Source organism: Curvibacter sp. EU05-FHT14A10 (assembly GCF_058791075.1).
Map to the genome: position 1 here is coordinate 126481 of NZ_JBYTDE010000016.1, position 22489 is coordinate 148969.

Here is a 22489-nt window from a genome sequence, read left to right on the forward strand (position 1 = left end):
GCGTCCAACCGAATTTCGTTGTGGGAGCGTGTATGAAGCCCTCCGTTGCTCTGGCCTTGAACCGTTCCGAAATCCGGCGCGTGGTGGCTTTGCATCGTGCCTGCAACGCGCGCGTGTTCGGTTCGGTGCTGCACGGGGTGGACACCGACGGCAGTGATCTGGACCTCCTGATTGACCCGACACCTGAGACGACCTTGATGGATGTGGCGGCGATCCAGGTCGAGTTGCAGCAATTGTTGGGTGTGTCGGTCGATGTGTTGACCCCGAAGGCGCTTCCTGAGAAATTCCGCGGTGCCGTGCTCGCCGAGGCCGTTCCGGTATGAACAAGGCCCTGCGTGTGCCTGACTATCTGGAGCACATGCTCCAGGCCCTCGAACGTATCGCGCGGTATACGGCAGGCATGGATGAGCAGGCGTTTATGAGCAGCGAACTCGTTCAGGACGCCGTGCTGCGCAACATCGAGATTCTTGGCGAGGCATCCAAACACATCCAGCGTGTGGCCCCCGGGTTTGCCGCTCGCCATGCCGATGTTCCCTGGCAGGTGATGTACACGATGCGCAACCGGGTGTCTCATGGCTATGACACGGTGGACCTGGAGATCGTCTGGAAGTCGATCCAGGGCGATCTACCTCTGTTGTTCAAGCAGGTGCAGGCTCTGGTGGCAGCTGACCCATCCCCTGGGCCTGCTCAGGCATGAAAAAGCCCGGGCAAGCCGGGCTGTTCGGGGCGTGAGGCCTGCGCGCTGATCAGTTGGCCGGCAGCAGGATCACTTCCACGCGGCGGGCTTCGGCCTCGCTGCCGGTGCCGGTGCTGACTTCGGGCTTGCGCAGTTCGATGGCTTCTTCGCTGGCGCCGAGGGCTTTCAGCACTTCGCGCACGGCGATGGCGCGTTGCTTGGCCAGTTCGGCGTTCTGCTCGACCGAGCCGGTGGCGTCATGGAAACCCGAGATGGCGGCCTTGCGGCCGGCAGCCAGGCCTTGGGCCACTTCGGCCAGGGCTTGCTGCGCACCTTCGGCCACGTCGGCGCTGTTGGTGGCAAAGAAGAACTTGACCACACCGTCCTCAACCTTGACCGAGGCCACTTCCACCACCACGGCGTCGGCGGCAGCAGCAGGTGCTTCGGCGGCGGCGGGGGCCGGGTGGCGGACGCCGAACTTGCCGACCACGGTGCCCACCACCGAACCCACCACCAGCAGGATCAGGACGGCGAGAAAACCGAGGGCAAATCGTTGTTGGCTGTCGTTGTCTTGGCTGCTGGACATGGGGTCTCCTGGGTGGGGGATCCGGTTCGGATCCGGGTTGAATGGATGACAGGCTGAAATTCAGAGCCCTGGGCGGCCATGGCACGCCGGGCGCAACCCGCGATCATAAACAAGCCAGGCGGCGGCCGTGCGTCACAGGCCCAGCGGCAGATCGGCTTTCTTGAGCGTGCGCAACACAAAACGCGACTGACTGTGACGAATGCCCTTGATCTGGTACAGGCGCTCGCGCAGAAAGCGCTCGTAGTCGCGCGTGTCGCGCACTGCCACCTTGAGCAGGTAGTCGTACTCGCCCGACACCAGCAGGGCCTCCACCACCTCGGGGATGGCGGCCAGGGTTTCGCCGAACTTTTCCAGCGTGTTGTCCGAGTGGCTGTCCAGGGTGACCTGCACCAGCACGGTCTCGTTCAGGCCCAGGGCCTGGGGGTTCAGGCGCACGGTGTAGCCCTCGATCACGCCGGCCTCTTCGAGCTTGCGGATGCGTCCCCAGCAGGGTGAGGGGCTCAGGCCCACGGCCTGCCCGATGTCTTGCAGGCTGGTGCGGGCATCCGCCTGCAGCACCTGAAGGATTTTTCGGTCTATTCTGTCCATTCGGAAAATTCTAGGGTGATTCGTGAAATCGCAGAAAAATTTTCTGTTTCAAGATCAATCTTTGCGAAAAACAGAATGTGAATCGGCTGCCCCGCAGGCAAACTTGTGGTCATGGCGAAGGGCTGATCGGCCCGGCTGCCTCAGGGGGAGCCCTGCCGGTGACCGCCGGCATGGGGACCTGCGCTGCAATTCACCAGCCAACCTGGGTTGAAGGCCTGCCATTTAACGGGCCCGAAGGGGGCGGTTTCAGAAATAATGAGCGTTTTGCTACGTCAACCATTTCTGGAGCCGCCCCATGGACCGCCTGCAGTCAATGAAGGTTTTTCAGGCCGTCGTGAACGAAGGCGGCTTTGCCGCCGCCGCCCGCCGCATGGACCTCTCACCCGCCGTGGTGACGCGCCTGGTGGACGACCTGGAGCAGCACCTGGGCACACGGCTGTTGCAACGCACCACCCGCAAGAATGCGCTCACCGAGGCCGGCCAGGCCTACCTGACCCGCTTGCGGCTGATCTTGAGCGACATCGAAGAGGCCGAGGCCTCGATGCGCGAGCACACCCAGGAGGTGGCGGGCCTGTTGCGCATCCAGGCCCAGCCTGTGATGGCGGTGCACATCCTGGCCCCCCAGGTGGCCGAGTTTCGCCGCCTGCATCCGCGGGTCTCGCTGGACATCCACACCGCCTCAGCCAGCGAGTTGGCCATCGAAGATTTCGACCTCACCCTGTTGGGCGCGGGCAGCGAGTACGACGCGAACGTGATTGCCCGGCCCATCGTGTCGAGCGTGGGCATTGTCTGCGCTTCGCCGCGCTACCTGCGCGCGGCGGGTACGCCGCGTCAGCCCGAAGACCTGCGCAACCACGCCTGTCTGCGCCTGCGTCTGCCCAGCATGCGCCCTGGCGTGTGGCGCCTGATGAACCCTGATGACGGCGATCGCGTGCTGGACGTGCAGGTCGACCCCGTGATGGTGGCCGATCACACCGACACCGTGCTGCAGGCGGCCCTCAATGGCGCGGGCGTGTGTGCCCTGCCCATGGACCTGGCTGCGCCTTACCTGCGAATCGGGCAGCTGCGCCGTGTGCTGGCACCGTGGATCACGGCCCGCTTCACGCTGTATGCCGCCATGCCCAGCCGCAAATTTGTGCCCGCGCGCACTCGGGCGTTCCTGGACTTTTTGATTGAACGCACCCGCTGGATGCTGGCCGAGGCTGAACGCACCTGGCCCACCAGTTCGCTGGTGCCGCAGATCGTGCCTGGGGCCTTGTCTCCCTGCCCGCCTGGCGCGCCGGGATCGGCCGAAGTCGATCCCCTGACTTGCGAGGAGCTGCAGCCCTTGCCGTGCGCGGAGGTGTCCGCCGAGGCCGGCGGTGGTGCTGACGCTGGAGCCGGCCCGGTGGCGCCAGAGGCCCCGCGCAAGCCCGGGCGCAAAAAATCCCTGCCCGGCATGCCGGGCTGAGCCTCAATCCTCGGAAGGCAGGCCTTTCTTGAGCTCCAGGGCCTCCTGGTAGAGCGCGTTTTTCGAGCCGCCGGTGATGTCGGCGCACAGCCGTGCGGCGGTCTTCAGGGGCAGCTCGGCCAGCAGCAGCTTGAGCACGCGCAGCTCGTCACCACGGTCCTGCACCACGGCTTCGGGGGGGTGGATCAGCACGGCAAACTCGCCTCGGGTGCGCTGCGGCTGGGCAGCCAGCCAGGCGCTCAGGCCTTCGGCGGGCAGGGTGGCCACCTCTTCGAACTGTTTGGTCAGCTCACGCCCCAGGGTGACGCGACGCGGCCCCAGCACGGCCAGGGCGCGTGCCAGGTCTTCGATGCGGTGCGGGGCCTCCAGCACCACCACGGCCCGCGCTTCAGCGGCCAGGGCCTGCACGGCGTGGTCGCGCTCACCGGACTTGGTGGGCAGAAAGCCGGCAAACACAAATCCGCTGGCCTGTTGCGCCTGGGCCGCCACACCGGCCACCGACAGCAGCGTGGTCACGCTGCTGGCCCCGGGCAGGGGCACGGTGCGCAGGCCGGCGGCCTGCACGGCCTGGACCAGGCGGGCGCCCGGGTCGCTGACCGCCGGGGTGCCGGCATCGCTGGCGTAGGCGATGCGCTCGCCACGCTGCAGGCGCTCGATCACCATCTGGGCCGCCTCGGCCTCGTTGTGCTGGTGCACGGCCAGCAACTGGGCGCCAGGCCGGTCGATGCCATAGGCCCGCAGCAGGGCCTGGGTGTGGCGGGTGTCTTCGCAGGCCACGGCGTCGACCAACTGCAACACATGCAGTGCACGCAAGGTCATGTCGGCCAGATTGCCGATCGGCGTCGCCACCACGTAAAGGGTACCCTGGGGGTAATGCTGCGGGGCTGCCGCCTCGCGGGCGGCACTCAGGGCAGAAGCAAAAGATGCGCTCAATGGGATTCCTTGGAAAGAAGCCGGCTGCGCCGGCCCGCCCGACCACGCGGGCGCTGGGCGAACATGCCGAACAGCAGGCCTTGCAGCATCTGCAGGCGGCGGGCTTGCGCCTGCTGCAGCGCAATTATCGAACGCCCGGGCGCGGTGGCGGCGAGATCGACCTGATCATGCGCGCCCGCGATGGCACGGTGGTCTTCGTCGAGGTGCGGCACCGGCGGGCCAACACCCATGGCGGCGCGGCCGCCAGCGTGGGGGTGACCAAGCAGGCCCGCATCGTGCTGGCGGCGCGGCACTACCTGATGCGCCTGGCCACGCCGCCACCCTGTCGTTTCGACGTGGTCTCGGTCGAGGGCGATGCGCCAGGCACCGTGCATTGGCTGCAGGCGGCGTTCGATGCCTCGTGATCCCGCCGCCTTGGGGCGCCTTGCCACTTGACCCGCCCGACAACCCTGGTTTCAGCCCTCTGGCCGTCATGGTGCGGGGGTATCATCGGCGCCCATGCTCGAGCAACGCATCCAACAGCACTTCATCGACAGTGCCGACCTGAAATACCAGTCGGCGCAGATCCTCAGCAAGCCCATTGCCGACGCCGTGCAGGCGATCATGACCTGCGTCACCAGCGGCTGCAAGGTCCTGGTCTGCGGCAATGGCGCCTCCTCGGCCCTGGCCCAGCACGCGGCCGCCAGTTTTGTGGGCCAGTTCGAACGCGAACGCCCCGAGCTGGCTGCGCTGGCGCTGGGCACCGACGCGGCCGCCCTCAGCGCCCAGGCCGAGCAGGATTTCCGCCAGGTATTTGCGCGCCAGGTGCGTGCCCTGGGCCTGGCCGGCGACGTGCTGCTGGCCCTGTCGGCCGACGGCCAGTCGCCCAGCGTGCAGGCCGCCGTCGAGGCAGCCCATGAACGCGACATGACCGTGGTCGCCCTGACGGGCCGCAGTGGCGGTGCGCTGGGCGCGGGTCTGCGTGAAACCGATGTCCATATCTGCGTCCCGCACGAGCGCGTGGCGCGCATCCAGGAGGTCCACCTGCTGGTGCTGCATTGCATCTGCGACGGGGTGGACGCCCAATTACTTGGTGAACAGGAGCTTCCAACATGAATCAACGTTTGACACGGGTGGCCCTGGCTGCCCTGGCCGGCGCCGCCCTGGTGAGTCAACTCACGGCCTGCTTCCCGCTGGTGGCCGGGGGGGCCGTCATGACCGGCATGGTCGCCACCGATCGTCGCACCTCCGGCGCGCAGGTGGAAGATGAAGGCATCGAGCTGCGCTCGGTCAACCGCCTGCATGAGGCGTTGGGCGACGGCCTGCATGTCAATGTCACCAGCTACAACCGCCAGGTGCTGCTGACCGGCGAGGCCACCACGGCCGAAGCCAAGCAGAAGGCCGAGCAGATCGTGCTGCGCATCGAGAACGTGCGCGGCGTCTACAACGAACTGGTGGTCGGCATTGCCAGCCCCCTGAGCGATCGTTCGCGCGATGCCCTGATCTCGGGCAAGGTGAAGGCCAGCCTGGTCGATGCGCGCGACCTGATCTCGAATTCGTTCAAGGTGGTGACCGAACGCCAGGTGGTCTATCTGATGGGCCGCGTGACCCAGCGCGAAGCCAATCGGGCCACCGAGATCGCCCGCGGCGTCGACGGGGTGCAGAAGGTGGTGCGTCTGTTCGAGATCATCTCCGAGGAAGAGCTCAAGAACCAGATGCCCACCCCGCCCAAGAACGCCGAGCCGGCCAAGACGGGCGGCTGATCGGTACCGGGCAGCGCTGCTTTCAGGCCAGCCAGGCCGGCTGCCGGGCCCCAGGGGCCCGGGGCCGGCTTTTTTGCTTCAGCGCAGGCGCTTGATCAGGCTGGAGGTGTCCCAGCGCCGGCCCCCCATCTGCTGCACATCGGCGTAGAACTGATCCACCAGCGCCGTCACCGGCAGGCGGGCGCCGTTGCGCTTGGCCTCGTCCAACACCAGGCCCAGGTCCTTGCGCATCCAGTCGACGGCAAAGCCGAACTCGAACTGGTCGGCCACCATGGTCTTGCCGCGGTTGTCCAGCTGCCAGCTCTGGGCCGCGCCCTTGCCGATCACGTCCAGCACCTGGGGCATGTCCAGCCCGGCCTTCTGGCCGAAGGCGATGGCTTCGGACAGGCCTTGCACCAGCCCGGCGATGCAGATCTGGTTGACCATCTTGGCCAACTGGCCGGCGCCGCTCTCGCCCAGCAGCGTGAAAGCGCGAGAGAAGGCCATGCCCACCGGGCGGGCTGCATCAAAGGCGGCGGGTTCGCCGCCACACATCACGGTCAGCAGCCCGTTCTGGGCCCCGGCCTGGCCGCCCGACACCGGGGCATCGACAAAGCGCAGGCCGATCTGGCGGGCGGCTTGGGCCAGCTCGCGGGCCACTTCGGCCGAGGCCGTGGTGTGGTCGATGAACACGGCGCCCGGCTTCATGCCGGCGAAGGCGCCGTCGGCCCCCAGGGTGACCGAGCGCAGGTCGTCGTCGTTGCCCACGCAGCAGAACACCAGGTCGGCGTCCTGCGCGGCCAGGCGGGGGGTGGCTGCCGCACGGGGGGCGGCAGTGGCCGCAAACTCCTTCACCCAGGCCTCGGCCTTGGCGGGTGTGCGGTTGTACACCGTGACCTGGTGACCGGCCAGGGCCAGGTGGCCGGCCATGGGATAGCCCATCACGCCCAGGCCGAGAAAGGCGACCTTGAGCGAGGGGGTGGCTTCGTAAGTGCGTGCGTTGGTGCTGGACATGGCGATCAGTGCGAGTGGATGGGGTTTGGCAAAAGAAAAGCCGCCGGCCCCCGGCATGGGGGCCGGCGGCGCGGGGTTCAGACGATGGCGAAGTGCTCGGTGCCGGCGGACAGGTCCTGGTTGCGGGCGCGCTGGCTGTTGAGCTTGATCTGCAGGCGCAGGTCGTTCAGCGAGTCGGCGTTGCGCAATGCATCTTCGTAGGTGATGACGTTGCTCTCGTACAGGTCGAACAGCGACTGGTCGAAGGTTTGCATGCCCAGGTTGCGGCTCTTCTTCATGATCTCCTTGATCTCGGAGACCTCGCCCTTGAAGATCAGGTCGGAGATCAGCGGGGTGTTGAGCATCACCTCGACCGCGGCGGCCCGGCCTTTGCCGTCCTGTTTGGGGATCAGGCGCTGCGAGATCATGCCGCGCAGGTTCAGCGACAGGTCCATCAGCAACTGGTCGCGCCGCTCTTCGGGGAAGAAGTTCACGATGCGGTCGAGCGCCTGGTTGGCGCTGTTGGCGTGCAGGGTGGCCAGGCACAGGTGGCCGGTCTCGGCGAACACCACGGCGTGTTCCATGGTTTCGCGGTCGCGGATTTCACCCATCAGGATCACATCGGGCGCCTGGCGCAGGGTGTTCTTGAGTGCGGCCTCCCAACTGTCGGTGTCCAAGCCCACCTCTCGGTGGGTGACCACGCAGTTCTTGTGCGGGTGGACGAACTCGACCGGGTCTTCGACCGTGATGATGTGGCCGTAGGAGTTCTCGTTGCGCCAGTCCACCATCGAGGCCAGCGTGGTCGACTTGCCCGAGCCGGTGGCGCCCACCATGATGCACAGGCCGCGCTTGGTCATCGCCACTTCCTTGAGCACCTGGGGCAGGCCCAGGTCGTCGATGGTGGGCAAGGTCATCGGGATCACCCGCAACACCATGCCGACCTTGCCCTGTTGCAGGAAGGCGTTGACGCGGAAGCGCCCGATGCCGGCCGGCGAGATCGCGAAGTTGCATTCCTTGGTTCGTTCGAACTCGGCCGACTGCTTGTCGTTCATGATCGAGCGGGCCAGCGCCACCGTGTGCACCGAGGTCAGCGGCTGAGGCGAGACCTTGGTGATGCGTCCGTCCACCTTGATGGCCGGTGGAAACTCGGCGGTGATGAACAGGTCGCTGCCGTTTCTGCTCACCATGAGCTTGAGCAGATCGTTGATGAATTTGCTCGCCTGATCGCGTTCCATGTGGAGATGTCCTGCTGTGGGGGCTGTGTCTATTTCTGGTGGTCGCTGAGCCGGGCGCTCACCACGCGCAGGCGCAGTGAGAGCTTGCGGGCCAGCAGGGCGACCAGGCTGGCGGCCAGTTGAGGGGCCTGGGTCATCATTTCGTCGAGGGTGTCGGCACTGAGCACCGCCACGTCGCAGGGCGTCAGGGTGGTGCAGGCCGAGAACCGGATGCCGCTGTCGAGCAGCGACATCTCGCCCAGGATGTCGCCGGGCCGGGTCTCGGCCAGGCGCAGGTGCTCGCCCCAGGGCTGCACCCGGTCCACCGCGATGGCGCCGTTGAGCAACACCACCATGAAGTTGCCGTACTCGTCCTGCAGGATCAGGTCGCGGTTGGCCGGCACGGTGGCAAAGTCGAAGAAACGCTCCATCCGCTCGATGCCGTCGGCCGGCAACTGCGCCATGTACTTGTCGCGCGCCCACAGGCCCTGCAGCATCTTGCTGCCCTGGGCGGACGAGAGGCGCTTGGCGCCCACCTCGACCGCGCGGGCCTCCCAGGGCACCAGCATGGCCGAGTCGACGCCCTGGCCGGCAAAGGCGGTCGAGAACAGAACCGAGTCCTGCGGGTCATCCGGGCGGGGTGCGGTCTTCTGTCTGAGCAGTCCGAGGATGCCTTTCATGGGTGACTCCCTTGCTTTTGTTTTGTGGTGTTGTTCTGGGCGTGAAGAGCGTCAGCCCGGGAAGTTTTCCGGCGTCTTGGCCTTGCTGCGGGCTTCGGCTGCACTGATCACATTGCGCCGCACCAGATCGGTCAGGCACTGGTCCAGGGTCTGCATGCCCACGCTGTTGCCGGTCTGGATGGCCGAGTACATCTGCGCCACCTTGGCCTCGCGGATCAGGTTGCGGATGGCGCTGGTGCCGACCATGATCTCGTGCGCCGCCACGCGGCCCTGGCCGTCCTTGGTCTTGCACAGGGTCTGCGAGATCACCGCCTGCAGCGACTCGGACAACATGGCGCGCACCATTTCCTTCTCTTCGGCCGGAAACACGTCGATGATCCGGTCGATGGTCTTGGCCGCACTCGAGGTGTGCAGGGTGCCGAACACCAGGTGGCCGGTCTCGGCCGCCGTCATGGCCAGTCGGATGGTCTCCAGATCGCGCATTTCACCGACCAGGATGGCGTCCGGGTCTTCACGCAGGGCCGATTTCAGGGCCGCGTTGAAGCTCAGGGTGTGCGGGCCCACCTCGCGCTGGTTGACCAGGCATTTCTTGGATTCGTGCACGAACTCGATCGGGTCTTCCACCGTCAGGATGTGGCCGTATTCGCTCTCGTTGAGGAAGTTGACCATGGCCGCCAGCGTGGTCGACTTGCCCGAGCCGGTCGGCCCGGTCACCAGCACCAGCCCGCGCGGCTTGAGCGACAGGTCGGCAAAAATCTTGGGTGCGTTGAGTTGCTCCAGCGTCAGGATCTTGGACGGAATGGTCCGGAACACCGCGCCCGAGCCACGCTGGTGGTTGAAGGCATTGACCCGGAAGCGGGCCAGGCCTTCGATTTCGAACGAGAAGTCGACCTCCAGGAACTCTTCGTAAGCCTTGCGCTGCGAATCGTTCATGATGTCGTACACCATGGCGTGCACCGTCTTGTGGTCAAGCGCATCCACATTGATGCGGCGCACATCCCCGTGGACCCGGATCATCGGTGGCAGGCCGGCCGACAGGTGCAGGTCGGAGGCCTTGTTCTTGACGCTGAATGCCAGCAACTGGGTGATGTCCACGGAATCCCTCTTTCCACTTGATAGTTTGCTACGCTCGCAGGTAATTATGACGATGATTGGTAACAACCTCCAAGCTGTGCAGGAGCGCATCCGCCGTGCCTGCGAGGCAGCCGGGCGCGCGCCGGGCAGCGTGCGCCTGCTGGCCGTGTCCAAGACCTTTGGCCCCGACGCGGTGCGCGAGGCCGCCGCAGCCGGCCAACACGCCTTTGGCGAGAACTACCTGCAAGAAGGCGTGGCCAAGATCGAGGCCCTGGACGCCCCTCCCGAGCCCCTGCGCCCTCGCCCCGAGTGGCATTGCATCGGGCCGGTGCAATCCAACAAGACCCGCCTGGTGGCGGCCCATTTCGACTGGCTGCACTCGGTGGACCGGCTGAAGATCGCCCAGCGCCTGAGCGAGCAGCGCGGGGCCGACCAGCCCCCGCTGCAGATCTGCCTGCAGGTCAACATCGACGGCGGGGCCAGCAAGTCGGGCGTGGCGCCCGATGAGGTGCTGGCCCTGGCCCGCGAGGTGGCGCTGCTGCCGCGCCTGTGCCTGCGCGGGCTGATGACCATTCCCGAGCCACAGGCCGATTTCGAGGCCCAAAAGCAGGTGCATCTGCGCGCCCGGGCCCTGTTCGATGCGGTGCGTGCGGCGGGTCTGCCCGGGGCGGCCCAATTCGACACCCTGTCCATGGGCATGACCGGTGACCTGGAGGCCGCCATCCACGCCGGCAGCACGATGGTGCGCGTGGGCACGGCCATCTTCGGCGGGCGCAGCTACCCCGTGGCCTGAGCCCCGGCCGGGCCACGGCCTGTGGACACCGCGCTTCGGCGCGTGCTCATTCTCATGGGCTGATCGGCGCATCCCTCTGCACAAAGTACCGGCGATGCGCCATGGCGGCGCGCTCGGCGGGTGTGGGCGCGCGCAGCCGGTCGAGTGCGCTGGGCAGAGACATGATCTTCGGCTGGCTCCATCGCGGAGCACCAATGCTCCAGAAAGCATGGCGGGCGCCCCCAGCGTGGCCGGTCATCCCAACTTCTGAGGCGCTGGTGCCGCGAGCGGACTTGCGACACACCACCCAGGAGACACCATGCTTGCCACCGCACTGCCCGCACTGTTCATCAGCTTGTGGGCGTTTTCTGCCCTGGCCCAGGAAGATGCCCGCCCGCACACGGAGGCCGTGAAGCGTGTCGACGAAGCCTTCATTCGCGCCAACCAACTCAAGACACCCGACTGGCCCTCCACCGGTGTCGACTACGCCGAGACCCGTTACAGCCGACTGGACCAGATCCATGCCGGCAACGCCCGGCAACTGGGTCTGGTCTGGTCGTACAACCTGCAGTCCACGCGCGGCGTGGAGGCCACACCGGTTGTCGTCGACGGCGTGATGTACCAGACCGCGTCGTGGAGCGTGGTGCACGCCATCGACGCGCGCACAGGGCGGAAAATCTGGAGCTACGACCCCAAGATCGATCCCGCTCGGGGCAAGAATGGGTGCTGTGACGTGGTCAACCGCGGTGTGGCGCTCTGGAAAGGCAAGGTCTACGTGGGCGCCTTTGACGGACGTTTGATCGCGCTCGACGCCACCACCGGTGCGGTGGTGTGGGAGAAAAACACCCTGGAGGGTCACCCCGGGCCCTACACGATCACGGGCGCACCGCGTGTGTTCAAGGGCAAGGTCATCATCGGGAACGGCGGCGCCGAATTCGGCGTGCGCGGCTTCATCACCGCCTACGACGCCGAGACGGGCGAGCAGCGCTGGCGCTGGTACAGCGTCCCAGGCGACCCGGCCCAGCCCTACGAGACGCCTGAGTTGAGGGCGGCCGCCAAAACCTGGGACCCGAGTGGCGAGTACTGGAAGGCGGGCGGCGGTGGCACCCTGTGGGACAGCATGGTCTTCGACCCCGAGTTGAACACGATGTACGTCGGTGTGGGCAATGGCTCGCCGTGGTCGGCCAAGGTGCGCAGCCCCAAAGGGGGCGACAACCTGTACCTGGGCTCCATCGTGGCGCTGGACCCGGACACAGGCAAGTACAAATGGCATTACCAGGAGACGCCTTCGGACAACTGGGACTACACCTCTACCCAGCCCATGATCCTGGCGGACATCCTGCTGGGCGGCAAACGGCGCAAGGTCATCCTGCACGCGCCCAAGAACGGCTTCTTCTTTGTGGTGGATCGCACCAATGGCCAGTTCATCTCCGCCAAGAACTTCGTGCCGGTGACCTGGGCCAAGGGCTACGACAAGAACGGCCGCCCCATTGGCATTGCGGCGGCGCGCGACGGACGCGACCCCGACGCCGTGCCGGGCCCCAACGGCGCACACAACTGGCACCCCATGTCTTACAACCCCCAAACCGGCTTGGTGTACCTGCCCGCGCAGCACATTCCCGCGGCGCTGGTGGATGATCCAGGCTGGAAGTTCAATCAACTGCAGCCCATGGCCCTGGGATCGGGCACGGGCTGGAACACCGCCAAGATCATTCCCGCCGAGCCGCCCAAGAGCCAACCCATGGGCCGTCTGCTCGCCTGGGACCCCGTGCGCCAGAAAGAAGTCTGGCGCGTGGAGCACATCTCACCCTGGAACGGTGGCACGTTGACCACGGCCGGCAATCTGGTGTTCCAGGGCACGGCCGATGGGCGCTTTGTGGCGTATGACGCCACCAGCGGAAAGACGCTCTGGGAGAGCCCGGTGGGTACCGGCGTCGTGGCCGCGCCCAGCACCTACCTGGTGGACGGCCAGCAATACGTGTCCATCGCCGTGGGGTGGGGGGGCGTTTACGGTTTGGCGGACCGCGCCTCAGACAAACAGATGCCCGGCACCGTCTATACCTTTGCGCTGGGGGGCGGCGCCAAGCTGCCTGACTTTGTGGCGTATCGCGCTGGCAAGTTGCTGCAAGGCGTGAAGTACGACCCCGCCAAGGTGCCTGAAGGCATGGGTCTGTACCTGGCCAATTGCTATGTCTGCCACGGCGTGCCTGGCGTCCAGAAAGGCGGCGCCTTGCCCAATCTGGCCTACCTCGACGCAGACTACATCGAGCACCTGCCCAGCTTCATCTTCAACGGGCCGGCCACCTCACGCGGCATGCCTGATTTCACCGGCAAGCTGACGGCGGATCAGGTGGAGGCGATCAAGGCCTTCATCCAGGGCACCGCCGACGCCATTCGTCCCCCCAGCGCTCAATAACCCCCAAGGAGACCCCATGACCGTGCAACACCCCCTCAAGTTCTACATCGACGGGCAGTGGGTCGACCCCGCCGCACCGGCGACCCACGACGTCGTCAACCCCTCCACCGAAGCGGTCTGTGCGCAGATCAGCATGGGGGGCGTCGCCGATGTCAACCGGGCCGTGGCCGCCGCGCGGCGCGCCTTTGTCACCTACTCGCAGACCACGCGCGAAGAGCGCCTGGCCCTGCTGGGCAGGGTGCTGGAGGTCTACCAGAAGCGCTACGGCGACATCGTGGCGGCCATCTCTCTGGAAATGGGCGCACCCCTGTGGTTGTCCAAGGCGGCGCAGGCGGCGATGGGGGTGGCGCATCTGGCCACCACCCTGGAGGTGCTGAAGAACTTTGCGTTCGAGCAGGTGCACGGCACCACGGCGATCGTGCACGAGCCGGTGGGCGTGGTGGGCATGATCACACCCTGGAACTGGCCCATCAACCAAATCATGTGCAAGGTCGCACCGGCCCTGGCCGCGGGGTGCACCATGGTCCTCAAGCCGTCTGAAATGGCGCCCCTCAACGCCTTGCTGGTGGCCGAGGTACTGCACGAGGCGGGGGTGCCCCCCGGCGTGTTCAACCTGGTCAACGGCGACGGCCTCACGGTGGGGCATGCGCTGTCGGTTCACCCTGACATCGACATGATGACCTTCACGGGCTCCACCCGTGCGGGCATTGCCGTGGCCAAGGCCGCGGCTGAGACGGTCAAGCGGGTGGCCCAGGAACTGGGGGGCAAATCGGCCAACATCGTGCTGGACGATGCCGACCTCGACAAGGCCGTCAAGCAGGGGGTGCAAGCCGTGCTAATGAATTCGGGCCAGAGTTGCAACGCGCCCACGCGCATGTTGGTGCCGCGTGCCAAGCAGGCACAGGCCATGGCCCTGGCCAAGGCCGTTGCAGAGGCCACTCCGGTGGCCGACGCGCTGGCCGAGGGCATGCACATGGGCCCGGTCGCCAGCCAGGCACAGTTCAGCAAGATCCAGGGCCTGATTCAGCAAGGCATCGCCGAAGGCGCCACCTTGGTCGTCGGCGGTATCGGCCGGCCGGAAGGCTTGACCCAGGGCTTTTTCGTCAAGCCCACCGTGTTCGCCGACGTGCGCAACGACATGACCATTGCGCGCGAAGAGATCTTTGGCCCGGTGCTGGTGATGATCCCGTATGACAGCGAAGAGGAGGCGATCCGCCTGGCCAACGACACCCCATTCGGCCTGTCGGGCTACGTTCAGTCGGGCAGCCTGGACCATGCACGCCGGGTGGCCCAGCAACTGCGCACAGGCATGGTTCACCTGAACGGCGCAGGCGCCGACTTCGCGGCGCCGTTTGGGGGTTACAAGCAATCGGGCAACGGGCGCGAGTGGGGCGAGCACGGCTTCCGTGATTTCCTGGAGGTCAAGGCCATCATGGGGGCCTTGGCCCGCTGAGCCATTGCCGAGACTGAGCCGTTGCCGATGGAGCCCATGCGGCCGGGCCATCAGGGCGGCGGCTTTGGCGGCCCTGTGGTTCAGGCGCATTGAACGCGTTGCTCAACCCAGGCCGCCGGCCCGTTCGCAAGCCCGGCGGGCCGATCCTGGCTTGCCCGGTGGGGCCTAAAGCAGCTTCAGTCGGGTGGTGTTCTTGACCTCTTCCATCACCGCATAGGTGCGTGTTTCACGCACCCCGGGCAGCTGCCACAGCACCGAGCCCGCAAACGACCGGTACGAGGCCATGTCGGCCATGCGGGTCTTGAGCAGGTAGTCGAAGCCGCCGGCCACCATGTGGCATTCCATGATCTCGGGGCGGATCTGCACGGCGGCCTGGAATTCTTCGAACACATGGGGCGTGGTGCGGTCCAGCAGCACCTCCACGAAGACCATCATGCCGGCCCCCAGCTTGAGCGGGTTGAGCCGCGCCTCGTAGCCCAGGATGTAGCCCTCGCGGGTCAGGCGTTGCACCCGGGCCAGCACGGCCGTGGGTGACAAGGCCACGGACTCGGCCAGCTTGAGGTTGGAGATGCGTCCGTCTTCCTGCAGCACTTGCAGGATGCGCAGGTCGATGCGGTCGAGATCGGTGGGGGTATCGCTCATGGTCAGGGGCAGGCAGGGCAGCCCCCGATTGTGCGGTGTCTCAGGCGGCTTTGGCCGCCAGGGCAGGGGGCGTTGCGGTCACAGCGCTCACGGTTGCGGCCGCACCATCCGGCACTCGGTGCCCTGCGCCAGCTCGTTGCCGGTGTACATCGCATCGGTTCGGAAGCCGTAGTTCGTGCCCTCCCAGCCGACCTTGACGGTTTTGCCATCGACTGGCGCAATGGTGTTGACCACCTGGGGCAGCAGGGCCTGGTGGTCTTCACCCCGCATGCGCACCGGGCCCACCGGGGTGTCCAGGGTCAGGTCTTCGAGCGAACGGGCGATCTTGGCGGCATCCAGGGATTGCGCCTTCTGGATGGCGGCGGCCAGGAAGCGCGGGGTCATGTCGATGCGGGGGGCCAGAAAATCCTTGCCGGTGCGCGCCTTGTAGGCCTTGGCCAGGGCGTCGACCCGGGGCGTGTCGGCCTCGCCGGGGTGCCATTCGGCCACCCAGGTCAGCTGCCCCAGCTTGGCCTGCGACACGGCCAGCACGGTGCCCGGGATCGAGCCCGCGCTGTGGTTGAAGTAGCGCAGCCCATAGCCAGCATCGCCCGCCGCCTTGAGCAGCAGCGTCATGTCCTGGCCCCAGTTGCCTGTGATCACCGAATCGGCGCCCGCGGCCTTCATCTTGGCCACATAGGGTGAAAAGTCTTTCACCCGCCCGATCGGGTGCAGGGTCTCACCCACAAACTGGATGTCGGGCCGCGCCAGGCCCACCAGCTCTTGCCCGTAGTGCGCCCATTGCTTGCCGTGCGCATAGTCCTGGTTCAGCAGGTAGACCTTCTTGACCTCGGGCATCTTCTTGATGGTGTTGGCAATCGCCTTCATCTTCATGGCCGTGTTGGCCTCGAACTGGAAATGCCAGAAGTTGCACGACTTGCCGGTCAGGTCGGGGTCGATCGAGGAGTGGTTCAGCACCAGCACCGCCCGATCAGGGTTGCGTTCATTGTGTTTGGCCACGGCCTGCACCAGGGCCGCCACCACCGAGGAGCCCGAGCCCCCGGTGACGATGGCCCGGGCGCCCTGGTCGATGGCCGCTTGCAAGGCGCTCAGGCTTTCCTGGGCCGACAGCTTGCTGTCGAACTGCAGCAGCTGCAGCTTCACGGGGCTGCGGCCGGCCACCGCGATGCCGCCCTTGGCGTTGATCTCTTCGATCGCGAACTGGGTGTGGGTGAGCATCAGCTCGCCCACATTGGCAAAGGGCCCGGACAGCGGATCGATGTACGCCAGTTTGAAAGGCGCGTCGGCCGGGGCGGCCCAGGCGTTGCCGGCGAGGCCTGTCAGCAGCAGGGCGGCGGCACTGAGTGCGTGGCGGCCAACTCGGCGCGGGGGATGGTTCATGAGGTGTCTCCGTTGGGGGGGTGAGAGGGCGACCCGATGGGGCGCCTGAAGGAATCCATCCGACCGGCCGATCTCATGCTGCATCCCGCCGGTTCAGGCGGCCGCTGCGCCGCGGCGGCGGCTGCGCCGCAGCCCCAGCACGCGCCAGGCCAGCGGGGCCAAGGTCTGCACCAGCTCTTCGGGGCTCATGCGGCCATCGGGGCGGTACCAGTTGTACAGAAAGCCGGGCAGGCTGCAGGCCGCCAGGGCGGTGATGCGGGTCTCGTCGAAATCGAACATGCCATCTTCGCGGCCTTGCTCCAGCAGGGCGCACAGCCGGTCGTAGAAGTGGTTGGCCAGCTTCTTCTGGGCCACCAGGTACTCGGGGCGGTAGACCTGGGGCTCGCGGTAGGGGAAAAAGGCCGCAGGGTAGTGCGCCAGCGTGGCGCGGATCAAGCGTTCGATGCCTTCGGTCACCTTTTCATGGGCGGGGCGGGGGTCATCGTCGGCAAAGTCCAGGCTGGTGAAGCAGGCCACCGCAGGGCGCCAGGACAGCTGCTCGAAGATCTCGAGCTTGTTGTGAAAGTAGTAGTAGACGAAAGGCTTGGTCACCCCCAGGCGCTGGGCGATCTGGTCAATGGTGGTGTTGGCATAGCCTTGCTCGGCAAACAGGCCTTCGGCGGCGCGCAGGATGCTCTCGCGCTTCTCGTCGGTGCGGGCGGTATCGGCCTTCTGGCGGCCACGGGGAGGGGTTGATTTTTTGCTCATGGCCAGATTTTGCCTGTCGCGCGGGTTCTACCTTTGGGTAGCATTGTTCTACCTGCCGGTATATATTGGCAAGCCGCTTGCGAGGCATCATTCCTATCGCTAACCCTGATGCCCGCCCGGGCCGGCTTCTTCCCAGGAAAGCCCCGGCAAGCCCCATCACACCCAAGGAGACACCATGGCCCCGACCGCCCAGCCCGCCGCTGTTGCCGAAGTTCCGCTGCACGAACACCTGCGTCGCCACGCGCGCGAGCGGCCCGGGGCCGTGGCCTACCTCTGGTACGGGCGCGCCCTCAGTTGGGCCGAGATCGACCGCGCCAGTGACGCCTTTGCCGCGCGCCTGCAAGCACTGCAGGTCCAGCCGGGTGAGCCGGTGGCCCTGTTTCTGGGCAACTGCCCGCAGTACGTGGTGGCGCATTTCGGCATCCAGAAGATCGGCGCCATCGTCTGCCCCTGCGGCCCGCTCAACAAGGAGCACGAGCTCAGCTACCAGCTCAACGACCTGCGCGCCCGGGTCATCGTGGCGGCCGACAGCCTGCTGCCCGTGGTCGAGCGCGTGCGCGCCCAGACGGCGTTGCAGCAGGTCTTCATGGTGCGCCAGGCTGCCTGGCTGCCCGCCGACCCGGCCCTGGATGTGCCGCCGGAGCTGCTGGCCCTGCGCGACAACCCTTTGCCGCGGCCTGAGGGTTGCGAAGACTTCCAGGCGGCCCTCGATGCGGGCGGCCAGCCCGCGCCGGTGACGATCCATCTCGATGACGTAGCCCTGATGACCTACACCTCGGGCACCACCGGCCTGCCCAAGGGGGCCATGCTGAGTTACGGCAATGCCCTGTTCAAGACCGCGGCGGCCGCCAACTGCAACGTCGTGACCCCGAATGACGTGCTGCTGGCGATTGCCCCGCTGTACCACATCGCCGGCATGGTGATGGGCATCAACGTGCCGATCTACACCGGGGCCACCACGGTGCTGCTGCAGCGCTTCGACCCCGTGGCCACGGCCCAGGCGCTGGCCCGGCACCGCGTCAGCTGGTGGTACAGCATTGCCCCCATGAACGTGGCGGTGATGCAGGTGCCCGGTGTGCGCGAGCTCGATTTCTCGGCCTTGCGCATGAACCCCGTCACCAGCTTCGGCATCACCTTCACCGAGGCCCTGGCACGGCAATGGCAGGGCCTGGCCCCGAACTGCACCAGCTTCGAGGCCGCCTACGGCCTGAGCGAGACCCACACGGTCGACACCTACATGCCGCATGACGCCATCCGCTGGGGCGCGCACGGCAAAGCCGTGCCCGGCAACGAGATCCGCATCGTCGACCCCGAGACCGGCGCCACGCTGCCCCCCGGCGAAGTGGGCGAGATCACCCTGCGCAGCCCGGGCAACTTCAAGGGCTACTGGAACCAGCCCGAGGCCACCGCCAAGACCCTGCGCCAGGGCTGGGTCTGGACGGGTGACATGGGCCGGCTCGATGCCGAGGGCTACCTCACCTTCATCGGCCGCTTCAAGGAGATGATCAAGGTCTCGGGCTACAGCGTGTTTCCCGAAGAGGTGGAGACCATCCTGATCAAGCACCCCGCAGTGGCCCAGGCCGCCGTGCTGGGCGTGCCCGACCCCGACAAGGGCGAGGTGGTGCGGGCCTTCATCGTGCGCAAGCCCGGTCTCGCCCTGGAGGCGCCCGAGCTGCTGCAATGGGCGCGTGACAACATGGCCCCCTACAAGGCCCCGCGCGAGGTCCGCTTCATCGACGCGCTGCCCGCCACCGGGGCCGGCAAGGTGCTGCGCCGCCTGCTGCGCGACGTGGCTTGATTGCCATTCGTGCCGTCCCGCATTTCTGTTTCAACCGGTCTGGAGCCCTTGTGACCCATCCTGTGTTTTCCAAAGTCCTGGTCGCCAACCGTGGTGAGGTGGCCCTGCGCATCGTGCGCGCCCTGCATGAGATGGGCATCGCCAGCGTGGCGGTGCATGCCCGCGACGATGCCGAGGCACCCCATGTGCGTGCGGCCGATCAGGCCGTGGCGTTGGCCGCCACCGGCCCGGCGGCCTACCTTGATGCCGCGGCCCTGATCGCCGTGGCGCGCGACACCGGCTGCCAGGCCGTGCACCCGGGCTACGGCTTTCTCAGTGAGCGCGCCGACTTTGCCGATGCCTGCGCCCAGGCCGGCCTGCGCTTCATCGGGCCCAGCGTGGACACGCTGAACACCCTGGGTGACAAGGCCGCTGCGCGTGCCCTGGCTCAACGCGGCGGCGTGCCGCTGATGCCGGGCAGCACCGGGGCGGTCACGCTGGAAGCGGCCCAGGCCTTCATGGCCGCCCAGCACGGCGCCGGCGTGATGGTCAAGGCGGTGGGCGGTGGTGGCGGGCGCGGCATGCGGGCCGTGCAGCACCCCGACGAGCTGCCCGAGGCCTGGCTGCGTTGCCGCTCCGAGGCGCTGGCGGCCTTCGGCGTCGAGGGCGTGTATGTGGAGCGCCTCATGACCGGGGCCCGCCACATCGAGGTGCAGGTGCTGGGCGACGGTCACCAGGTGATGGCCCTGGGCGAGCGCGAATGCAGCGTGCAGCGGCGCTTCCAGAAACTGGTCGAGGTGGCGCCCAGTCCCTCGCTCACGCCGGCCCTGCGCGCCGCCCTCACCGAGTCGGCCCTGCGGCTGGCGCGCGAGCTGCGCTACCAAGGCCTGGGCACCTTTGAATTCCTGGTCGACCTGGCCTCGGCCGACTTGCCCTTTGTCTTCATCGAGGCCAATGCCCGGTTGCAGGTTGAGCACACCGTCACCGAAGAGGTGACTGGCCTGGATCTGGTGCAGCTTCAGATCGCCCTGGCCGGCGGCCGCAGTCTGGCCCAGCTGGGGCTGGATTCACTGCGCCCCCCCGAGCCACGCGGCTTTGCCGTGCAGTGGCGCATCAACGCCGAAACCCTCAGCGCCGACGGCCAGGCCATCCCCGGCCACGGCTGCCTGAGTCGCTTCGAGCTGCCCACCGGGCCCGGCATCCGCATCGACACCCACGGTGTGGCCGGCGCCAGCCCCTCGCCGCACTACGACACCCTGCTGGCCAAGCTCATCGTCAGCTCGCGCAGCCCGGCCTTTGCCGACGTGCTGCGGCGCTCGCAGCGTGCCTTGGCCGAGTGCCGCATCGAAGGCCTGGCCACCAACCTGGGCCTGTTGCGGGTGATCGCGGCCCGGCCCGAGATGGCCAGCCAGCAGATCCACACCCGCTGGCTGGAGCAGGTGCTGCCCGAGTTGCTGGCCGCCGTGCCGGTGGCGCCCACCGTCCCGCAGGTTGCGTCCACCGAGTCACGTGCCCCTGTGGCGGCTTTGCCCGAGGGCGCGGTGGCCGCCCCCATGCCGGCGCGTCTGGTGCAGTTCAATGTGGCGGTGGGCGATGTGCTGCCGGCGGGCGCCCCGCTCGCGGTGCTGGAGGCCATGAAGATGGAGCACGTGTTGCAGGCCCCCCAGGCCGGCCGCGTGCTGGCCTTGGCCGCCGAGCCGGGCGACTACCTGAGCGCCGGCCAGGCGGTGCTGGTGCTTGAGCCCGTGGTCGGCGCGCTGCAGGCCCAGGCCGTGCAGCAAGCGCTGGACCCGGACCACATTCGCCCCGACCTGCAGCGCGTGATCGACCGCCACGCCCACACCCTAGACCAGAACCGCGGGGCCGCCGTGGCCAAGCGCCATGCCCAGGGCGGGCGCACCGCGCGCGAGAACATCGCCGACCTGTGCGATGCCGACAGCTTCATCGAATACGGCGCGCTGGCCATTGCCGCCCAGACCCGGCGCCGCAGCCTCGAAGACCTGATCGCCAACACCCCGGCCGACGGCATGGTGACCGGCATCGGCAGCGTCAACGCGGCGCAGTTCGGCCCCGAGCGTTCGCGCGCCGTGGTCATGGCCTACGACTACACCGTGCTGGCCGGCACCCAGGGCATGCGCAACCACCACAAGACCGACCGCATGCTGGCGCTGGCGCACCAGCTGCGCCTGCCGGTGGTGCTGTTTGCCGAAGGCGGCGGCGGGCGGCCGGGCGACACCGACATGCCCATCGTGGCCGGCCTCAACAACCACACCTTCAGCCGCTTTGCAGCCCTGTCGGGCCAGGTGCCGGTGGTGGGCATCGTGCACGGGCGCTGCTTCGCCGGCAATGCCGCCTTGCTGGGCTGTGCCGACGTGATCATCGCCACCGAGGCCAGCAACATCGGCATGAGCGGGCCGGCCATGATCGAGGGCGGCGGCCTGGGCGTGTTCAAGCCCGAGCAGATCGGCCCCAGCGACGTGCAGTCGACCAATGGCGTGATCGATGTGCTGGTGCGCGACGAGGCCGAGGCCGTGGCCGTGGCGCGGCAATACCTGTCGTACTTCCAGGGGCCGCTGGCCGAGTGGCAGGCCCCCGACCCGCGCCGCCTGCGCCACGCCGTGCCCGAGAACCGCCTGCGCGTGTACGAGGTGCGCGAGGTGATGCGCGGCCTGGTCGACGAAGGCTCGCTGCTGGAGCTGCGCGCCGGCTTTGGCGCCGGCATGGTGACCGCGCTGGCGCGCATCGAAGGCCGGGCCGTGGGCCTGATCGCCAACAACCCGCGCCATCTGGGCGGCGCCATCGATGTCGAGGCGGCCGACAAGGCAGCCCGCTTCATGCAGCTGTGCAATGCGCACGGCCTGCCCATCGTCTCGCTCACCGACACCCCGGGCTTCATGGTCGGCCCCGACATCGAGGCCCAGGCCCAGGTGCGCCATGTGTGCCGCATGTTCGTGGTGGCCGCCCACCTCAGCGTGCCGTTTTTTGCCGTGGTGCTGCGCAAAGGCTATGGCCTGGGCGCCCAGGCCATGACAGCGGGCGGTTTTGATGCGCCGGTGTTCACGGTCGCCTGGCCCACGGGCGAATTCGGCGCCATGGGCCTGGAGGGCGCCGTGCGCCTGGGCTTTCGCAAAGAGCTGGAGGCCGCCCCCGCCGGCCCCGAGCGCGAGGCCTTGTTCAAGCGCCTGGTCGAGCAGCAGTACGCCAACGGCGAGGCCATGAACATGGCCGCCACGCTCGAGATCGACGCCGTCATCGACCCGGCCGACACCCGCAGCTGGCTGCTGCGCGGCCTGGCCTCAGCGGCCCAGCAGCCGCGCCAGACGGGGCGGTTTGTGGATACCTGGTGAGGTCGTTGCGACTTGGGGCGGGGGCATTTAAGGCTGTACA

At 67.4% G+C, this 22489-nt stretch carries 21 protein-coding genes; 11 read left to right on the plus strand and 10 right to left on the minus strand.

Annotation, left to right across the window (positions count from 1 at the left end):
* Positions 1 to 32 precede the first annotated feature (32 nt).
* Both AC3WUT_RS24560 and AC3WUT_RS24565 read left to right on the plus strand, forming a co-directional pair.
* Complete coding sequence (locus tag AC3WUT_RS24560; protein WP_492349681.1) at positions 33 to 323, plus strand: nucleotidyltransferase family protein; 291 nt, start codon at positions 33 to 35, stop codon at positions 321 to 323.
* Positions 320 to 697, plus strand: a complete 378-nt coding sequence (locus AC3WUT_RS24565; protein ID WP_492349682.1) for a HepT-like ribonuclease domain-containing protein — start codon at positions 320 to 322, stop codon at positions 695 to 697. Before AC3WUT_RS24560 ends, AC3WUT_RS24565 begins: the two co-directional genes overlap by 4 nt.
* Positions 698 to 746: 49 nt before the next feature.
* On the opposite strand, the gene AC3WUT_RS24570 is transcribed toward AC3WUT_RS24565, so the two are convergent.
* Both AC3WUT_RS24570 and AC3WUT_RS24575 read right to left on the minus strand, forming a co-directional pair.
* Complete coding sequence (locus AC3WUT_RS24570) at positions 747 to 1262, minus strand: OmpA family protein (protein WP_492349683.1); 516 nt, start codon at positions 1260 to 1262, stop codon at positions 747 to 749.
* A gap of 132 nt (positions 1263 to 1394) precedes the next feature.
* A complete protein-coding gene (locus tag AC3WUT_RS24575; RefSeq protein ID WP_492349684.1) occupies positions 1395 to 1850 on the minus strand; it encodes an Lrp/AsnC family transcriptional regulator in 456 nt (151 codons plus the stop codon).
* Positions 1851 to 2145: 295 nt separating this feature from the next.
* Between AC3WUT_RS24575 and AC3WUT_RS24580 the strand changes: the two genes are divergently transcribed.
* On the plus strand, positions 2146 to 3300 hold the full coding sequence (locus AC3WUT_RS24580; RefSeq protein ID WP_492349685.1) for a LysR family transcriptional regulator: 1155 nt from the start codon (positions 2146 to 2148) through the stop codon (positions 3298 to 3300).
* Positions 3301 to 3303: 3 nt separating this feature from the next.
* On the opposite strand, the gene rsmI is transcribed toward AC3WUT_RS24580, so the two are convergent.
* A complete protein-coding gene (rsmI, locus tag AC3WUT_RS24585; protein ID WP_492349686.1) occupies positions 3304 to 4233 on the minus strand; it encodes a 16S rRNA (cytidine(1402)-2'-O)-methyltransferase in 930 nt (309 codons plus the stop codon).
* Here rsmI and AC3WUT_RS24590 point away from each other — a divergent pair.
* The 3 genes from AC3WUT_RS24590 to AC3WUT_RS24600 all read left to right on the plus strand — a co-directional run bounded on the left by AC3WUT_RS24590 (position 4233) and on the right by AC3WUT_RS24600 (position 5975).
* Complete coding sequence (locus AC3WUT_RS24590; RefSeq protein ID WP_492349687.1) at positions 4233 to 4637, plus strand: YraN family protein; 405 nt, start codon at positions 4233 to 4235, stop codon at positions 4635 to 4637. The two genes, rsmI and AC3WUT_RS24590, sit on opposite strands and share 1 nt — an antisense overlap.
* A gap of 94 nt (positions 4638 to 4731) precedes the next feature.
* Positions 4732 to 5328 (plus strand): SIS domain-containing protein, encoded by a 597-nt coding sequence (locus AC3WUT_RS24595; RefSeq protein ID WP_492349688.1) that lies wholly within the window; start codon positions 4732 to 4734, stop codon positions 5326 to 5328.
* Positions 5325 to 5975: a BON domain-containing protein gene (locus AC3WUT_RS24600; protein ID WP_492349689.1), complete on the plus strand. Its 651-nt coding sequence runs from the start codon at positions 5325 to 5327 to the stop codon at positions 5973 to 5975. The genes AC3WUT_RS24595 and AC3WUT_RS24600 overlap by 4 nt, the downstream gene beginning before the upstream one ends.
* A gap of 78 nt (positions 5976 to 6053) precedes the next feature.
* On the opposite strand, the gene AC3WUT_RS24605 is transcribed toward AC3WUT_RS24600, so the two are convergent.
* The 4 genes from AC3WUT_RS24605 to AC3WUT_RS24620 form a co-directional block, all read right to left on the minus strand.
* Entirely contained in the window at positions 6054 to 6968 is a 915-nt protein-coding gene (locus AC3WUT_RS24605; protein ID WP_492349690.1) for an NAD(P)-dependent oxidoreductase, read from the minus strand.
* A 77-nt stretch (positions 6969 to 7045) separates the two neighbouring features.
* Positions 7046 to 8182, minus strand: coding sequence for a PilT/PilU family type 4a pilus ATPase (locus AC3WUT_RS24610; protein ID WP_492349691.1), 1137 nt, complete (start codon positions 8180 to 8182; stop codon positions 7046 to 7048).
* A 29-nt stretch (positions 8183 to 8211) separates the two neighbouring features.
* Positions 8212 to 8841 (minus strand): cyclic nucleotide-binding domain-containing protein, encoded by a 630-nt coding sequence (locus AC3WUT_RS24615; RefSeq protein ID WP_492349692.1) that lies wholly within the window; start codon positions 8839 to 8841, stop codon positions 8212 to 8214.
* 51 nt (positions 8842 to 8892) lie between these two features.
* Positions 8893 to 9936, minus strand: coding sequence for a type IV pilus twitching motility protein PilT (locus AC3WUT_RS24620; RefSeq protein WP_492349693.1), 1044 nt, complete (start codon positions 9934 to 9936; stop codon positions 8893 to 8895).
* A gap of 46 nt (positions 9937 to 9982) precedes the next feature.
* Here AC3WUT_RS24620 and AC3WUT_RS24625 point away from each other — a divergent pair, with 46 nt between their 5' ends.
* The 3 genes from AC3WUT_RS24625 (at position 9983) to AC3WUT_RS24635 (ending at position 14556) form a co-directional block, all read left to right on the plus strand.
* Positions 9983 to 10708, plus strand: coding sequence for a YggS family pyridoxal phosphate-dependent enzyme (locus AC3WUT_RS24625; protein WP_492349694.1), 726 nt, complete (start codon positions 9983 to 9985; stop codon positions 10706 to 10708).
* A gap of 298 nt (positions 10709 to 11006) precedes the next feature.
* Positions 11007 to 13103: a PQQ-dependent dehydrogenase, methanol/ethanol family gene (locus tag AC3WUT_RS24630; RefSeq protein ID WP_492349695.1), complete on the plus strand. Its 2097-nt coding sequence runs from the start codon at positions 11007 to 11009 to the stop codon at positions 13101 to 13103.
* Positions 13104 to 13125: 22 nt separating this feature from the next.
* On the plus strand, positions 13126 to 14556 hold the full coding sequence (locus AC3WUT_RS24635; protein ID WP_492349713.1) for an aldehyde dehydrogenase family protein: 1431 nt from the start codon (positions 13126 to 13128) through the stop codon (positions 14554 to 14556).
* Between the two features lie 165 nt (positions 14557 to 14721).
* Here AC3WUT_RS24635 and AC3WUT_RS24640 read toward each other — a convergent pair whose 3' ends face one another.
* The 3 genes from AC3WUT_RS24640 to AC3WUT_RS24650 all read right to left on the minus strand — a co-directional run bounded on the left by AC3WUT_RS24640 (position 14722) and on the right by AC3WUT_RS24650 (position 17325).
* Complete coding sequence (locus AC3WUT_RS24640; RefSeq protein ID WP_492349696.1) at positions 14722 to 15198, minus strand: Lrp/AsnC ligand binding domain-containing protein; 477 nt, start codon at positions 15196 to 15198, stop codon at positions 14722 to 14724.
* 87 nt (positions 15199 to 15285) lie between these two features.
* On the minus strand, positions 15286 to 16578 hold the full coding sequence (locus AC3WUT_RS24645) for a branched-chain amino acid ABC transporter substrate-binding protein (RefSeq protein WP_492349697.1): 1293 nt from the start codon (positions 16576 to 16578) through the stop codon (positions 15286 to 15288).
* Positions 16579 to 16671: 93 nt separating this feature from the next.
* Complete coding sequence (locus tag AC3WUT_RS24650) at positions 16672 to 17325, minus strand: TetR/AcrR family transcriptional regulator (RefSeq protein ID WP_492349698.1); 654 nt, start codon at positions 17323 to 17325, stop codon at positions 16672 to 16674.
* 175 nt (positions 17326 to 17500) lie between these two features.
* On the opposite strand from AC3WUT_RS24650, the gene AC3WUT_RS24655 reads away from it, so the two are divergent.
* The gene (locus tag AC3WUT_RS24655; protein WP_492349699.1) at positions 17501 to 19123 is read left to right on the plus strand and encodes an AMP-binding protein; all 1623 of its coding nucleotides are present in this window, start codon (positions 17501 to 17503) and stop codon (positions 19121 to 19123) included.
* A gap of 62 nt (positions 19124 to 19185) precedes the next feature.
* A complete protein-coding gene (locus AC3WUT_RS24660) occupies positions 19186 to 22449 on the plus strand; it encodes an acetyl-CoA carboxylase family protein (protein WP_492349700.1) in 3264 nt (1087 codons plus the stop codon).
* Positions 22450 to 22489 lie beyond the last annotated feature (40 nt).

What these genes read in the sequence shown, in the direction of transcription:
- AC3WUT_RS24560 (WP_492349681.1), top strand. Translation starts at nt 33, where the DNA reads ATGAAGCCCTCCGTTGCTCTGGCCTTGAACCGTTCCGAAATCCGGCGC.
- AC3WUT_RS24565 (WP_492349682.1), top strand. Translation starts at nt 320, where the DNA reads ATGAACAAGGCCCTGCGTGTGCCTGACTATCTGGAGCACATGCTCCAG.
- AC3WUT_RS24570 (WP_492349683.1), bottom strand. Translation starts at nt 1,262, where the DNA reads ATGTCCAGCAGCCAAGACAACGACAGCCAACAACGATTTGCCCTCGGT.
- AC3WUT_RS24575 (WP_492349684.1), bottom strand. Translation starts at nt 1,850, where the DNA reads ATGGACAGAATAGACCGAAAAATCCTTCAGGTGCTGCAGGCGGATGCC.
- AC3WUT_RS24580 (WP_492349685.1), top strand. Translation starts at nt 2,146, where the DNA reads ATGGACCGCCTGCAGTCAATGAAGGTTTTTCAGGCCGTCGTGAACGAA.
- AC3WUT_RS24590 (WP_492349687.1), top strand. Translation starts at nt 4,233, where the DNA reads ATGGGATTCCTTGGAAAGAAGCCGGCTGCGCCGGCCCGCCCGACCACG.
- AC3WUT_RS24595 (WP_492349688.1), top strand. Translation starts at nt 4,732, where the DNA reads ATGCTCGAGCAACGCATCCAACAGCACTTCATCGACAGTGCCGACCTG.
- AC3WUT_RS24600 (WP_492349689.1), top strand. Translation starts at nt 5,325, where the DNA reads ATGAATCAACGTTTGACACGGGTGGCCCTGGCTGCCCTGGCCGGCGCC.
- AC3WUT_RS24605 (WP_492349690.1), bottom strand. Translation starts at nt 6,968, where the DNA reads ATGTCCAGCACCAACGCACGCACTTACGAAGCCACCCCCTCGCTCAAG.
- AC3WUT_RS24610 (WP_492349691.1), bottom strand. Translation starts at nt 8,182, where the DNA reads ATGGAACGCGATCAGGCGAGCAAATTCATCAACGATCTGCTCAAGCTC.
- AC3WUT_RS24615 (WP_492349692.1), bottom strand. Translation starts at nt 8,841, where the DNA reads ATGAAAGGCATCCTCGGACTGCTCAGACAGAAGACCGCACCCCGCCCG.
- AC3WUT_RS24625 (WP_492349694.1), top strand. Translation starts at nt 9,983, where the DNA reads ATGACGATGATTGGTAACAACCTCCAAGCTGTGCAGGAGCGCATCCGC.
- AC3WUT_RS24630 (WP_492349695.1), top strand. Translation starts at nt 11,007, where the DNA reads ATGCTTGCCACCGCACTGCCCGCACTGTTCATCAGCTTGTGGGCGTTT.
- AC3WUT_RS24640 (WP_492349696.1), bottom strand. Translation starts at nt 15,198, where the DNA reads ATGAGCGATACCCCCACCGATCTCGACCGCATCGACCTGCGCATCCTG.
- AC3WUT_RS24645 (WP_492349697.1), bottom strand. Translation starts at nt 16,578, where the DNA reads ATGAACCATCCCCCGCGCCGAGTTGGCCGCCACGCACTCAGTGCCGCC.
- AC3WUT_RS24650 (WP_492349698.1), bottom strand. Translation starts at nt 17,325, where the DNA reads ATGAGCAAAAAATCAACCCCTCCCCGTGGCCGCCAGAAGGCCGATACC.
- AC3WUT_RS24655 (WP_492349699.1), top strand. Translation starts at nt 17,501, where the DNA reads ATGGCCCCGACCGCCCAGCCCGCCGCTGTTGCCGAAGTTCCGCTGCAC.